The sequence below is a fragment of the Devosia sp. genome (assembly GCF_965229025.1).
In the GTDB taxonomy this organism is placed as follows: Bacteria; Pseudomonadota; Alphaproteobacteria; order Rhizobiales; family Devosiaceae; genus Devosia_A.
In genome coordinates this window covers 2,759,833-2,772,635 of the sequence record NZ_OZ245853.1, presented here as the reverse complement: position 1 = coordinate 2,772,635, position 12,803 = coordinate 2,759,833, and the positions used below count along the sequence as shown (strand labels likewise).

The following is a 12,803-nucleotide window of genomic DNA, read 5'->3' as shown; positions in this document are numbered from 1 at the left end:
CTGCACCTGCAGCGCCGCCTCCGCCCGCCGCATCCATGCTCAGATATTTCCTCAACAAGCTCGCGCTGATCATTCCGACACTGATCGGTATCACCATCTGCGCCTTCGCTTTTGTCCGCGTGCTGCCGGGCGACCCCATCCTTGCCCTCGCCGGCGAGCACGGCGTCTCGCCTGAGCGCTATGCGCTGCTCAAGGAGCAGTTCGGCTTCAACCTCCCCATCTGGGAGCAGTATTTCCGCTTCGTCGGCAACGCGCTGCGCGGCGATTTCGGCACATCCATCGCCACCCATCGCCCGGTGATCAACGAGTTCCTGGTGCTGTTTCCGGCAACAGTCGAGCTCTCGCTTGTCGCCATCATCATCGGCGTGGCAATCGGCGTGCCGGCCGGCATTTTCGCCGCCGTCAAGCGCGGCACCTGGCTCGATCAGACGCTGATGGGCACCGCCCTTGTCGGCTATTCCATGCCCATCTTCTGGTGGGGCCTGCTCCTCATCATCTTCTTTTCCGGCTACCTCGGCTGGACGCCCGTCTCCGGCCGCATCGGCCTGCAATTCTTTTTGAAGCCCATCACCGGCTTCATGCTGATCGATACACTGCTCCACGGCCGCGTCGATGCGTTCCTCTCGGCCCTGCGCTACCTGATCCTGCCCTCGATCGTTCTCGGCACCATCCCGCTCGCTGTCATCGCCCGGCAGACCCGCTCGGCCATGCTTGAGGTGCTGGGCGAGGACTACGTTCGCACCGCCCGCGCCAAAGGCCTCTCCGATTCCCGCGTGGTCGGCCTCCATGCCCTCCGCAATGCGCTGATCCCGGTGGTTACCACCATCGGCCTCTAGGTCGGCACGCTGCTCGCTGGCGCCATCCTCACCGAAACGATTTTCGCCTGGCCCGGCATCGGCAAGTGGATGGTCGATTCCATCTTCAAGCGCGACTATGTCGTGGTGCAGTCCGGTCTGTTGCTGATCGCGCTGATCGTCATGGCGGTAAACCTCATCGTTGATCTCCTCTATGCGGTGATCAACCCGCGCATCCGGGTGAGCTGATGACCACCGAAATCACCCCCGTCGCCGCGCAGAACACCACCCGCACCTCCGCTCTTAAGGAGTTCTGGCACTATTTCTCGATGAACCGCGGCGCCGTCATCGGCCTCGTGGTCTTCGTGCTGCTCGTGCTCATCGCCATCTTCGCCCCGCTCATCGCGCCCCATCTCCCAGAAGAGCAGGACAAGGCCTCGTTCCTCCTGCCACCGGTCTGGCAGGCCGGCGGCGACCCGCGCTATATCCTCGGCACCGACCCGGTCGGCCGCGACCTGCTCTCGCGCCTCATCTACGGCGCCCGCTATTCGCTGCTGATTGGCGCTGTGGTGGTGTCGATCTCGATGGTCGGCGGCATCATCCTCGGCCTCCTCGCCGGCTACTTCCGCGGCTGGGTAGATGTCATCATCATGCGCGTGATGGATCTGATCCTGAGTTTTCCCGGCCTGTTGCTGGCGTTGGTGCTGGTCACGGTCCTCGGCCCCGGCCTCTTCAACGCCATGCTGGCCATCGCATTGGTTCTCCAGCCGCACTTTGCCCGCCTCGTCCGCGCCGCGGTGCTGGCTGAAAAGAACCGTGAATACGTGACCTCGGCCCGTGTCGCTGGCGCGAGCCACATCCGGCTGATGCTGATCACCATCCTCCCCAACTGCCTCGGGCCACTGATTGTCCAGGGTACGTTGAGCTTTTCGAACGCCATCCTCGAGGCTGCAGCATTGGGCTTTCTCGGCCTCGGCGCCCAGCCGCCGACGCCTGAATGGGGCACCATGCTCGCGACGGCGCGCGAGTTCATCCTTCGCGCCCCTTGGGTCGTCACCTTCCCCGGCCTCGCCATCCTCGTCACCGTGCTCGCCATCAACCTCATCGGCGACGGCCTCCGCGATGCCCTCGACCCGAAGCTGAAGCGGAGCTGACCGATGCCGCTACTTGAGATCAAGAACCTCACCGTTGCCTTCGATACCTCAATTGGCTTGTTCCACGCCGTGCGCGGCATTGACCTCTCGGTCGATGCGCGTGAGGTGCTGGCCATCGTCGGCGAGTCCGGTTCGGGCAAGTCTGTCGCCATGCTCTCGGTCATGGGCCTCCTGCCGCAGAGCGCCACCGTCACCGCCGACCGCATGAGCTTTGACGGCCAGGACTTGCTGACCCTGTCGCCGCACGATCGCCGCCGGATCATTGGCAAGGATATCGCCATGATCTTCCAGGAGCCGATGGCGAGCCTCAACCCGTGCTTCACCGTCGGTTTCCAGATCGAGGAAGTGCTGCGCTTCCATCTGGGGATGGACAAGCAGGCGCGTCGCGCCCGCGCCATCGAACTGTTCGAGCAGGTCGGCATTCCCGATCCCGCCCAGCGCCTCAAATCCTATCCGCACCAGATGTCGGGCGGTCAGTGCCAGCGCGTCATGATCGCCATGGCGATCGCCTGCAACCCCAAGCTGCTGATCGCCGACGAGCCGACCACCGCGCTCGACGTCACCATCCAGAAGCAGATCCTCGACCTCCTCGTCGGCCTGCAGGCCTCACACGGCATGGGGCTGATCATGATCACCCACAATATCGGCGTCGTCGCCGAAACCGCCGATCGCGTCGTGGTGCAATACAAGGGCCGCAAGATGGAGGAGGCGGGCGTGCTCGAACTCTTCACTGCCCCCAAGAGTCCCTATACGAGAGCGCTGCTCGCGGCGCTGCCGGAGAACGCCACCGGTGATCGTCTCCCCACCATCACCGGGTTCAACCCCGACGAACTGGCGGTAAGCTGATGGCCCTCGTTCTCGAAGCCCGCAATCTCGTCCGCGACTACAATGTCGGTGGCTCGCTCTTCGGCGCCGGCCGCGTCGTCCACGCCGTCAAGAACCTCAGCTTCTCGCTCGAACAGGGCAAGACCCTCGCCATCGTCGGCGAATCGGGCTCCGGCAAATCGACCCTCGCCCGCATCCTCACCCTCATCGACCGCCAGACCGCCGGCGAACTCTTCCTTGATGGCGAGCCTGTCGATATCGTCAAGACCGGGGTCACCAAGGCGATGCGCCGCAAGGTGCAAATCGTTTTCCAGAACCCCTATGGCTCGCTCAATCCACGCCAGAAGATCGGCGACGTGCTGATGGAGCCACTGCTCCTCAATACCGATATGCCGGCCTCCGAACGGCGCGACCTCGCCATGCAGATGCTGAAGAAGGTTGGGCTCCAGCCCGAGCACTTCAACCGCTACCCGCACATGTTCTCAGGCGGTCAGCGCCAGCGTATCGCCATCGCTCGCGCCATCATCCTCCGCCCCTCGTTGTTGGTCCTCGACGAACCAGTTTCTGCCCTCGATCTCTCGGTGCAGGCCCAGATCCTCAACCTTCTCGCCGATCTCCAGGATGAGTTCGGACTGACCTATGTGTTCATCAGCCACGATCTCTCCGTGGTCCGCTACATCGCCGACGAAGTGATGGTGATGTATCTGGGCGAAGCGGTCGAATACGGCACCCGTGAAAAGCTCTTTTCCAATCCCGAGCACCCCTACACCCGCGCCCTCTTTGCTGCGACGCCCAAGGCCGACGTTGAGAGCATCAAGGCCCGGCTCGCACTGAAGGCGATGCAAGCTCAGGCCTGAGACACCCGCTATCCGGCTTAAACGGAAATTAAGCGCGCTGGCTTAGCGTCACCCTGATGTTCCGGGGCCGGTGACTCTTCTTGGCGAAAGCTGCAAAATCCAAAACGGTGGCCAAGCCGGCGGCGAATCCGGCTGCGGCGCGTTCTGCGCGCGGCAAGCCAACGCGTTCCAAAAATCCGCTGCGCACCTTCACCCTGTGGGTCGCCCTGCCCACCGCCATCGTCTACCTCGGCGGCTGCGCCCTCGTCATGCTGGCGCTCCACGCCATGAGCAGCGAGATGAACCGCATTGAGGCCGAGCGCGGCCGCAACGCCATCGCGGCCGCCATCCAGTCCGTAGTGCTCGCGCTCGGTGAAGGCGTTGCCGACGAAGCCACCTGGACCGAGGCGTATATTAACACCTATGTCCAGCCGAACCCCGCCTGGCTCGACTCCGCCTGGGGCGCCACCGCCCGCATCTCCGATAGCTACGACACCGCCATCGTCACCGATGTCGATGGCAACATCACCTTCGGCGAAACCAGCCGCGGCCCGATGGTCGGCACGCTCGCCGAGCATTTCAGCGGCGCCGCCGAGATGCTGACCCAGCTCGATGCGTCCATTGCCCGCATCGGCGATGACGCGACGGTCGAGCACCTCGCCCACAATGACCTGGGCGTGGTCGCTATCGCCGGCGCCGTCATTCACGGCAATACCGGGCAAGCCAGCATCCCCAAGGTCCAGCGCCGCATTCTCTGGCTCGCCCGTCAGGTCGACGAAAAGCTGCTCGACTCCACCACGGATCGCTTCCAGTTGCCAACCTCGCGCCTGGTGGAGCACCCCGAGGCCGGCGCCGACAGCATGCCGCTGATCGACGCAACGGGCCAGGCGGTGTCGACCATTGCCTGGCAGCCCCGCCGCCCTGGCGATCCCGCCTTCGCTCACACCGCCACCATCGCTTTCATCATCATGCTGATCTGCGGCGCCCTGACCTTCGCCGTCCTCGCCGCTTTCCGCTCCTCCATCCGCAGCCGCGCCGAGTCCGATGAGCGCGACTGGTACAATGTGCGCTACGACGAGGTCACCGATCTCTATAACCAGCTCGGCCTCGAAGAGAGCCTCCGCAGCCTCATCCCCAAGCGCCGCAACGACACGGCGCTTGCCGCCGCGCAGATCGGCATCGATGGCTTCACCGAGGTCGTAGGCTCTTATGGCCGCGACGCCGGCGACCAGCTCCTCGTCGCGCTTGCCGATCGTTTCGAAGCGCTCATCGAGGATCGCGTCTATCTGGCGCGCACCGGCCCCGCCGAGTTCACCATCGCGCAGGTCGGCGACGACGGCGCCGCTCTCGTCCACACCATCGCGGCAAAGCTTCAGGCGGGCAGCGGCGGACCCGTTTCCATCAACGAGTTGCAACTGCGCATCGGGCTCAGCGTCGGCCTCGCCGAGGCTGGCGTCAGCCGCGACACGGTGGGCGACGTGCTGCGCAATGCCGAAACGGCCCTGGCGCGCGCCCGCGAAACCGGCGGCGGTCACCTCGTCAAATACGACTCCTCGATCGAAGACGAACGCCGCCGCCGCCTCTCGCTCCAGGCCGATATTCGGCGGGGACTCGAGGCCAGCGAGTTCGATCTCGAATACCAGCCCATCATCGACTTCACCACGCAGTCCATTGTCGGCGTCGAGGCCCTGATGCGCTGGACGCGCCGGGCCGGCGGCGCCATGGGCCCGGGCGATTTCATCCCTGCCGCCGAGGCTTCAGGCCTCATCGACGACCTCGGCATGTTTGCGCTTCGCCGCGCCCTTGAGGATATCGGCCCGCTCGGCGAGCTCAAGATTTCGGTCAACGTCTCGGGCATGCAACTGCGCAATCCCGGCCTTCCCGAAACCGTCATCGATATGCTGCACGAGTGGGGCGTCGCGGCCGGCCGGCTGCAGCTCGAAGTCACCGAGACCTTCCTCGTAGCGCATCCCGATCGCGCCAAGCGCGCCCTCGATGCGCTGCGGGCCGAAGGCATCGCGATCGCGCTCGATGATTTCGGCACCGGCTACTCGTCTATCGGCTACCTGCGCCAGTTCCAGTTCGACCGGGTCAAGCTCGATCGCTCGATCGTCGCCGATATCGACCGCGACCAGGTGCAGGCTGCGCTGGTCGAATCCACCGTCACCTATGCCTATGCCATGGGCCTCTCGGTCACCGCCGAGGGCGTCGAGCGGCGTGAAGAGGCTGTGGTGCTCCAGCGCCTCGGCTGCCGCGAATTCCAGGGCTATCTCTTCGCCCGGCCGATGAGCCTTGACCGGCTCACCCGGCTGCTCGATACCCCGGCCCGCAAGGCCAGCTAACCGCTCTTTGCCTGGCACTCGGCACAATGGCCGCGCAGCTCGATCGTCGTGCGTTCGAGCCTGAATCCCGCCCCCGCTGCCCACTGCCCCAGCCGCTCGGCCACCTCCGCGTCGGCGAATTCGTCCACCCGCCCGCAATCGGCGCAGATCGCGAACGCTGCCGTCCCCTTGCTCCGCTGGTGGCAATCGGCATCGGCGCAGCAGACGAACGCGTTGATGGACTCAAGCCGGTGCGCAAGCCCCTGCTCGATCAGCTTTTCGAGCGCCCGATAGACCTGCAGCGGCGCCCGCAACCCGTCATCGCGCAAGCGGTCGAGAATGTCATAGGCCGATAGCGGCCCATCCGCGCCGTTCAGCGTCCTCAGCACCAGGCCTTGGTTGCGCGGCAGGCTGCCACTCGGCGCGTGGTGGTGATGATCGTCGTGCGAATGGCCCATCGCTTACTCCCCTACTTGCCTTCAAGCGCCGGCACCAGCAGCGCCACATTGTGCCTGAACATATCGAGATAGGTCGGCGCCCCTTCATCGGGCCGCGACAACGCGTCCGCATAAAGCGCCCCGCCCACGTTCGCCCCGGTCTCCTTGGCGATCTGCTCGACCAGCCGCGGGTCGCTCATATTCTCGATGAACAGCGCCTTCACGCCTTCGCTCCGCACCTGCTCGATCAGCTTGGCAACATCGGCCGCCGAGGCCTCGCTGTCGGTGCTGATCCCCTCCGGTGCGAGGAACTTCACTCCGTATTCGAGTCCGAAATAGCCAAACGCGTCATGCGTCGTGATCACTTTGCGCTGCGCCTCCGGCACGGCGGCGATCTGGGCCTTCACCTCGGCATCGAGGGCGGAAATCTCCGCCGAATAGGCAGCAGCGTTGGCCTCGTAAATGGCGCACCCGGCTGCATCCACGGCGCATAGGCCCTTTTCGATATTGGCCACATAGAGCAGCCCATTGCTGAGGCTCTGCCACGCATGCGGGTCGGTCACTGTCTGGCCGTCCTTATCCATGGTGTGGGTCTTGACCCCGTCCGATGAGGTGATCACCGGCCCCTTGAAACCCGTGGCGCCCACCAGCCGGTCGAGCCAGCCTTCAAAGCCCAGCCCGTTCACAAAAAAGATCTGCGTACCGCTCACTGCCGCCGCGTCAGCCGGGGTCGGCTCATAGACATGCGTGTCGGCGTTCGGTCCAACGATAGTGGTCACCGCCACGCGGTCCCCGCCAATACGCTGCACCATGTCACCGAGGATCGAGAAACTGGCCACCGCCTTGATCTCCGCCGTAAGGGCAGGGGAGGCGGCAAGCGCAAGGCCGACGGCGACGGAAGCAATGAGTAAACGCATCAGAAAAACCTCAAGCAATACGATGACGGGGAGACGTCATCCGGGTGCGGATCACGCCGCGCGCGCCTGCAAATAGCGAGCCGACATAGATCGCCCCGGCGACGAGGATGATGGCCGGCCCAGAAGGGATCGACCAATGGTAGGAAACCAGCAGCCCCAGATAGCTGGAGACGAGGCCAATACCCACCGCGACGGCGCACAGCGCCTCGAGGCTTCTGACCCAGAACCGCGCCGCGGCTGCCGGCAGCATCATCAGGCCCACCGCCAGCAAGGTCCCCAGCGCCTGGAAACCGCCGACGAGGTTGAGCACCACCAGCGCCAGAAAGATCAGGTGCACCGGCTGCCCGGCGCCCGAAACGCTGCGCAGGAAATTGGGATCGAGGCATTCGGCAAATAGCGGGCGCCAGATCAGCGCGAGCGACACAAGGCTGATCGTCGCGACGCTGCCAATCATCAGCAGCGCGTCATTGTTGAGCGCCAGCACCGTGCCGAACAGCACATGCATCAGGTCAACGTTCGACCCCCGAAGGCTCACCAGCATCACGCCCAGGGCCAGCGAAATCAGGTAGAATGCGGCAAGGCTGGTATCCTCGCGCTGGATCGTCAGCCGCGACACCAGCCCCGCCAGCACCGCGACAATCAATCCCGCGGCGAACCCGCCAATGGTCATCGGCAGCACCTGCAGCCCCGCCACCAGAAACCCGACACCCGCCCCCGGAAGGATCGCATGTGCCATGGCGTCGCCCGAAAGGCTCATCCGCCGCAGCATCAGAAACACCCCGACCGGCCCGGCGCTCACCGCAATGATCATCGCCCCCACCAGCGCCCGCGTCATGAACGCGTACTGGACGAACGGGCCAACCAGAAACTCATAGGCGTTCATCAGTGCGCACTCCCGTGCCGTGCCTCATGCCAGGGCGCATGTTCATCCCACGCCTCCGTCATCCGGCGGGCGCGCAGCAGGTTCTCCGGCTTCAGCGCCTCGCCCGTCTCACCCCAGGCGATCGGCTCACGCGCCATCAGCAGCGCATCGGGAAACACCTCCCGCACCATGTCGATATCGTGCAGCACCGCGATCACCGTCCGGCGCTCGCCATGCCAGCGCTGCACCAGCGCCACGAGGTCGCTGACCGTCCGTTCATCGATCGCTGTAAACGGTTCATCGAGAAGGATTAAATCGGCATCCTGCAGCATCACCCGCGCAAACAGCGCCCGCTGCGCCTGCCCGCCCGATAGCGTGTCGAGTGGCCGATGCTCGAACCCAACCAGCCCCACCGCCTCCAGCGTCCGCTCGATCGCCGCAAAATCCGGCCCGCTGATCGCCCCGAACAGCCCGCGCTTCGACCAGTGCCCGAGCGCCACGAGATCCGCCACCGTCGCCGGAAAACTGCGGTCAATCTCCGCGCTCTGCGGCAGGTAGGCCATGTTCCGCGTGCTGAGCCCACTGCGCTCGATCGATCCGCCAAGCGGCTTGAGGATGCCCGTAATCCCCTTGAGCAAAGTCGATTTGCCGGAGCCGTTCGGCCCTACCACCGCCGTCAGCGAACCGGGCGCAAACTGGCCTTCTAGGTGATGCACCGCCGGATGCCCGTCATATCCCAGCGTCAGGTCATTGAGCCGTATCGCCGCCGCCTGCCGTGCCATTACGCCACCAGCGGCAACAACGCCGCCCAGATCAAAACAACCAGCGCCAGCGCAATCCCCACCCGAACCCCAACCCCCTGCTGCGCCAGACTGAACCGCCGCCGCGGCGCAACCCGCGGCTTCAAATGGTCATGTCCGGCATGGGAATGGTCGTGCATCGAAACGCTCTCGCTCAAGTTATGAAACGTAATAACGTAACACTCTAAGCGAGGCAAGCCCTAGCGATCAAACGCTTATGGAACGAAGGCCCTCCCCACAGGGTCCCCTCGCCCCTCCGGGGAGAGGGACAGGGTGAGGGGCCGGCCACTGAAATTGGGCGCCGCCTCCCTACTTCAGCGGCCCCTTGAAGATAAAAAACGCCCCCGCAAAAATCAGCCCGAACCCCACCGCGTGGTTCCAGGTCAGCTTCTCGCCCAGCACAAACACCGCAAACCCGACGAACACGGTAAGGCTGATCACCTCCTGGATCGTCTTCAGCTCTGCCGCCGTATAGGTGCCATAGCCGATCCGGTTCGCGGGCACCGCCAGCCAGTACTCAGCCAGCGCGATGACCCAGCTGATCATCACCGCCGCCCAGATCGTCGCCTGCGGAAATTTCAGATGCCCGTACCAGGCAATAGTCATGAAAACGTTCGATCCGATCAGCATCAGGATCGGGAGGATGGCGGGGAGGCTCATTGGGCACCGAAGCAGCAGGTTAGTTTCGCATTCATCGCCGGATCATCCGCGGCATGCAAGGTCTGGCTCCTTTGCCGCGATTCGGACTAGAATCGCGCTCAACGTTCGGAACCTGTGGAGGGTTGCCATGCACCGCGTTTATTTTGCCGTCCTCGCTTTTGCCGCGATGAGCTCGCTCAGTTCCGCCGCCGAGGTAACCTGCGATGGCCCGCTGGCCCCTGACAGCAACGAGGCGGCGCTGATTGCGGCCTATGGCGCCGACAACGTCGTCACCGGCAATGTCGATGGCCCCGAAGGCACCACCATGCTGGCCACCACCTTGTTCCCCAACGATCCGCAAAAGAAATTCCAGGTCGTCTGGTGGGACGAAGCCACGCGCTCGCGCATTTCCTATTTCTCCGTCCCCGCTGATGCCACTGCGCCGGGCGGCGTCCGGCGCGGCATGACCATTGCCGAGGTCGAGGCGATCAACGGCGAACCGTTCACGCTCTACGGCTTCTGGTGGGATTACGGCGGCGCCGCCGGCTTCCAGACCGGCAAGCTCGCCGACCTCCCCGGCGGGTGCTTCCTCAACGTCACCTTCCAGCCCAGCAAGGACCTGCCTGCAGGCGTCGATCCAGCGCCGATCTCCGGCGACCAGGAAATTTCATCGAGCGAACCCATGCTGGCGCAGGTCGAGGCCAAGGTCGAAGACCTCTCGCTCGGCTATCCGGATTTCTCCGGCACCGAAGACTGACGCCGCAACGCCGTGCCGCAACGCTGCGCCAATTGACCGCGCCATCCAGTCGTGGCACTGCTGATCCCACATTGGTTCCCCGGACTCGCTTGGGCGAGGGGATCAAAAGGGAACACGGTGCGGCGTACCCATCAGGGACCAAATCCGTGGCTGCCCCCGCAACTGTAAGCGGCGAGTGATCTTCGACAACGCCACTGATGCGATCTGCATCGGGAAGGCCGGAGAGCACGATGACCCGTGAGCCAGGAGACCTGCCAATGTGCTCGGGAGTGTTTCAGGAAAAGTCGCTTGCGCTTTTCCACCTCGAAACACGACCTCGGGATAAACCGGGCGCAGAGCCCATTTTCATCCGCACGGAGGGTGCAGGTTCATGAATACGTCTATCACTACGTCTACCCATTCTGAGGCTCAGCCGAGCATTGCCAGCCTGTCGCTGTCGCAGCGGCTGGTCGCCGGGCTTCTGGCCCTCCTGCTCGGGGTCGTTCTCATTGGTGGCGTTGGCTTTGCCAGCGACATGCGGATCCACAATGGTGCGCACGATACGCGCCATTCGTTGGGCTTTCCCTGCCACTGATCTCGCCCCGAGACCGCGTCTGATCCGACCGTGCCGAGCGCCCGGGCGGCAACGCTTATCAGCCAACAGAATGTGATCCACCATGAAACTCTTCCAGCGACTTTTCTTCGCTGCCGTCCTCGCCGGGCTCATTGCCGGCATCGGCATGACCGCGCTCCAGCAATGGCGCGTAGCGCCCCTGATCCTCGCCGCCGAGGTCTATGAGACCGCCGAAGCCGCCCCGGCGCACGATCACGCCGCTTCCGCCGCGACCCCTGCTGCGGCTCCCGCTCACGAGCATGACGAAAGCGCCTGGGCCCCGCACGACGGTTTCGAGCGCACCGCCTATACCGTGCTTGCCGATCTCCTTGCCGCGGCGGGGTTCGCCCTGCTGTTGGGGGCCGTGTCGGTGCTGAGTGGCATCGAGATCACGCCCCGAAACGGCGTCCTGTGGGGCCTCGGTGGCTTCCTCGCTTTCCAGCTCGCCCCAGCCTTCGGCCTCGCACCCGAACTTCCCGGCATGCCTGCCGCCGATCTGGTCGCCCGTCAGATCTGGTGGATCAGCACCGTCATCGCCACCGGCGCCGGGCTTCTCGTCATCGCCAAATACCGCAACTGGACCGCCGTTGGGGCCGGGGCCGTGCTGCTGCTCCTGCCGCACATCATTGGCGCTCCCCAACTCGTTGCCGAGCAGGAAAGCGCCGTGCCCGCCCGCCTCGCCACCGAATTTGCCGCCTCCACGCTCACCGTCAGCGCCGTGTTCTGGCTCAGCGTCGGCCCGCTGCTCGGCTGGTTCAGCGGGCGCTTCGCCAAGTCCCCCAGCCTCGCTTTCAAGGGAGCTCACGCATGAGCGAAAAGATCCCCGTCACCGTCATCACCGGCTTCCTCGGCGCCGGCAAGACCACGCTAGTCCGCCACCTTCTTGCCCACGCACAGGGCGAGCGCATCGCGCTCATCATCAACGAGTTCGGCGAACTCGGCGTCGACAAGGATATCCTTGCCGGCTGCGGCGATGAAACCTGCCGCGAGGAGGATATGATCGAGTTGAGCAACGGCTGCATCTGCTGCACCGTCGCCGACGAGTTCATCCCCACCATGCAGACGCTGCTCGCCCGCCCCGACCGGCCCGACCACATCGTCATCGAAACCTCCGGCCTCGCCCTGCCGCAGCCCCTGATCCGCGCCTTCAACTGGCCGGAGATCAAGGCCCAGGTCACCATCGATGGTGTCGTCACCGTCGCCGATGCCGCTGCCCTCAGCGAGGGCCGCTTCGCCAATGACGAAGCCGCCGTCGATGCGTTCCGCTCGGCCGATGCCATGCTCGATCACGAAACCCCGCTGGGCGAACTGTTCGAGGACCAACTGATCGCCGCCGACCTCGTCATCCTCAACAAGGCCGACCTTGTCTCCGACGCCGCGCTCGCAACCATCGAGTCCCACCTCCGCGCCGAAATGCGCCCCGGCACCGGCCTCATCCGCGCCCGCAACGGCCACGTCGATGTCGCAGCGCTCCTCGGCATGGGCCTTTCCACCGAAGACAACCTGGCCGGTCGCGAAAGTCACCACGAACTCGAGCATGGCGGCGAAGGCCACGAGCACGACGACTTCGATTCCTTCACCGTTCACCTCGATGGCGTCACCGGCAAGGACCAACTCCTCGCCACCATCGAAGCCACCATCCGCGCCCACGACATCCTGCGTCTAAAGGGCTTCGCCGCTCTTCCCGGTGCCTCTGCCCGCCTCGCAATTCAGGCCGTGGGCCCCCGCGTCAGCGCCTATTTCGACCGCCCCTGGAAAGACAGCGAAGCCCGCGCCACCAACCTCGTCGTCATCGGCCAAAGCCCCCTCGACCGTGCGTCGATCACGACGAGCCTTCAGGGCGCAATCGCTGCGGCGGCTGCGTAAGGA

14 protein-coding genes, 1 pseudogene and 1 riboswitch are annotated in these 12,803 nt (G+C 64.7%); of the genes and pseudogenes, 9 read left to right on the top strand and 6 right to left on the bottom strand.

The annotated features are described in order from the left end of the window. The first annotated feature begins 35 nt into the window (after nt 1-35). The 5 genes and pseudogenes from ACO06J_RS13530 (at nt 36) to ACO06J_RS13510 (ending at nt 5,951) form a co-directional block, all read left to right on the top strand. Nucleotides 36-1,043, top strand: a pseudogene (locus ACO06J_RS13530) (ABC transporter permease subunit). After that, a complete protein-coding gene (locus ACO06J_RS13525; protein WP_421761247.1) occupies nt 1,043-1,948 on the top strand; it encodes an ABC transporter permease subunit in 906 nt (301 codons plus the stop codon). The pseudogene ACO06J_RS13530 and the gene ACO06J_RS13525 overlap by 1 nt, the downstream one beginning before the upstream one ends. A 3-nt stretch (nt 1,949-1,951) precedes the next feature. Further along, nucleotides 1,952-2,794, top strand: coding sequence for an ABC transporter ATP-binding protein (locus tag ACO06J_RS13520; RefSeq protein ID WP_421761246.1), 843 nt, complete (start codon nt 1,952-1,954; stop codon nt 2,792-2,794). Further along, on the top strand, nt 2,794-3,630 hold the full coding sequence (locus tag ACO06J_RS13515) for an ABC transporter ATP-binding protein (protein WP_421761245.1): 837 nt from the start codon (nt 2,794-2,796) through the stop codon (nt 3,628-3,630). The genes ACO06J_RS13520 and ACO06J_RS13515 overlap by 1 nt, the downstream gene beginning before the upstream one ends. A gap of 80 nt (nt 3,631-3,710) precedes the next feature. Then, nucleotides 3,711-5,951: a putative bifunctional diguanylate cyclase/phosphodiesterase gene (locus tag ACO06J_RS13510; protein WP_421761244.1), complete on the top strand. Its 2,241-nt coding sequence runs from the start codon at nt 3,711-3,713 to the stop codon at nt 5,949-5,951. On the opposite strand, the gene ACO06J_RS13505 is transcribed toward ACO06J_RS13510, so the two are convergent. The 6 genes from ACO06J_RS13505 to ACO06J_RS13480 form a co-directional block, all read right to left on the bottom strand. Then, nucleotides 5,948-6,388: a Fur family transcriptional regulator gene (locus ACO06J_RS13505; protein WP_421761243.1), complete on the bottom strand. Its 441-nt coding sequence runs from the start codon at nt 6,386-6,388 to the stop codon at nt 5,948-5,950. The genes ACO06J_RS13510 and ACO06J_RS13505 overlap by 4 nt on opposite strands. Before the next feature lie 11 nt (nt 6,389-6,399). Then, nucleotides 6,400-7,284 carry a metal ABC transporter substrate-binding protein gene (locus tag ACO06J_RS13500; RefSeq protein ID WP_421761242.1) on the bottom strand — a complete coding sequence of 295 codons (885 nt, stop codon included), beginning with the start codon at nt 7,282-7,284 and terminating at the stop codon, nt 6,400-6,402. Nucleotides 7,285-7,294: 10 nt separating this feature from the next. Beyond that, on the bottom strand, nt 7,295-8,167 hold the full coding sequence (aztB, locus tag ACO06J_RS13495) for a zinc ABC transporter permease AztB (protein ID WP_421761241.1): 873 nt from the start codon (nt 8,165-8,167) through the stop codon (nt 7,295-7,297). Then, entirely contained in the window at nt 8,167-8,928 is a 762-nt protein-coding gene (gene aztA / locus ACO06J_RS13490; protein WP_421761240.1) for a zinc ABC transporter ATP-binding protein AztA, read from the bottom strand. The genes aztB and aztA overlap by 1 nt, the downstream gene beginning before the upstream one ends. Beyond that, nucleotides 8,928-9,086, bottom strand: coding sequence for a hypothetical protein (locus ACO06J_RS13485; protein WP_421761239.1), 159 nt, complete (start codon nt 9,084-9,086; stop codon nt 8,928-8,930). Before ACO06J_RS13485 ends, aztA begins: the two co-directional genes overlap by 1 nt. Nucleotides 9,087-9,255: 169 nt before the next feature. Next, complete coding sequence (locus ACO06J_RS13480) at nt 9,256-9,606, bottom strand: DMT family protein (RefSeq protein ID WP_421761238.1); 351 nt, start codon at nt 9,604-9,606, stop codon at nt 9,256-9,258. A gap of 127 nt (nt 9,607-9,733) precedes the next feature. On the opposite strand from ACO06J_RS13480, the gene ACO06J_RS13475 reads away from it, so the two are divergent. The 4 genes from ACO06J_RS13475 to cobW all read left to right on the top strand — a co-directional run bounded on the left by ACO06J_RS13475 (nt 9,734) and on the right by cobW (nt 12,800). Beyond that, entirely contained in the window at nt 9,734-10,342 is a 609-nt protein-coding gene (locus ACO06J_RS13475; protein WP_421761237.1) for a hypothetical protein, read from the top strand. Between the two features lie 55 nt (nt 10,343-10,397). Then, nucleotides 10,398-10,615, top strand: a riboswitch (cobalamin riboswitch). Between the two features lie 97 nt (nt 10,616-10,712). Next, nucleotides 10,713-10,916: a CbtB domain-containing protein gene (locus tag ACO06J_RS13470; protein ID WP_421761236.1), complete on the top strand. Its 204-nt coding sequence runs from the start codon at nt 10,713-10,715 to the stop codon at nt 10,914-10,916. Nucleotides 10,917-10,998: 82 nt separating this feature from the next. Then, entirely contained in the window at nt 10,999-11,745 is a 747-nt protein-coding gene (locus ACO06J_RS13465) for a CbtA family protein (RefSeq protein ID WP_421761235.1), read from the top strand. Beyond that, nucleotides 11,742-12,800, top strand: coding sequence for a cobalamin biosynthesis protein CobW (gene cobW / locus ACO06J_RS13460; protein ID WP_421761234.1), 1,059 nt, complete (start codon nt 11,742-11,744; stop codon nt 12,798-12,800). The genes ACO06J_RS13465 and cobW overlap by 4 nt, the downstream gene beginning before the upstream one ends. Nucleotides 12,801-12,803: the final 3 nt, after the last annotated feature.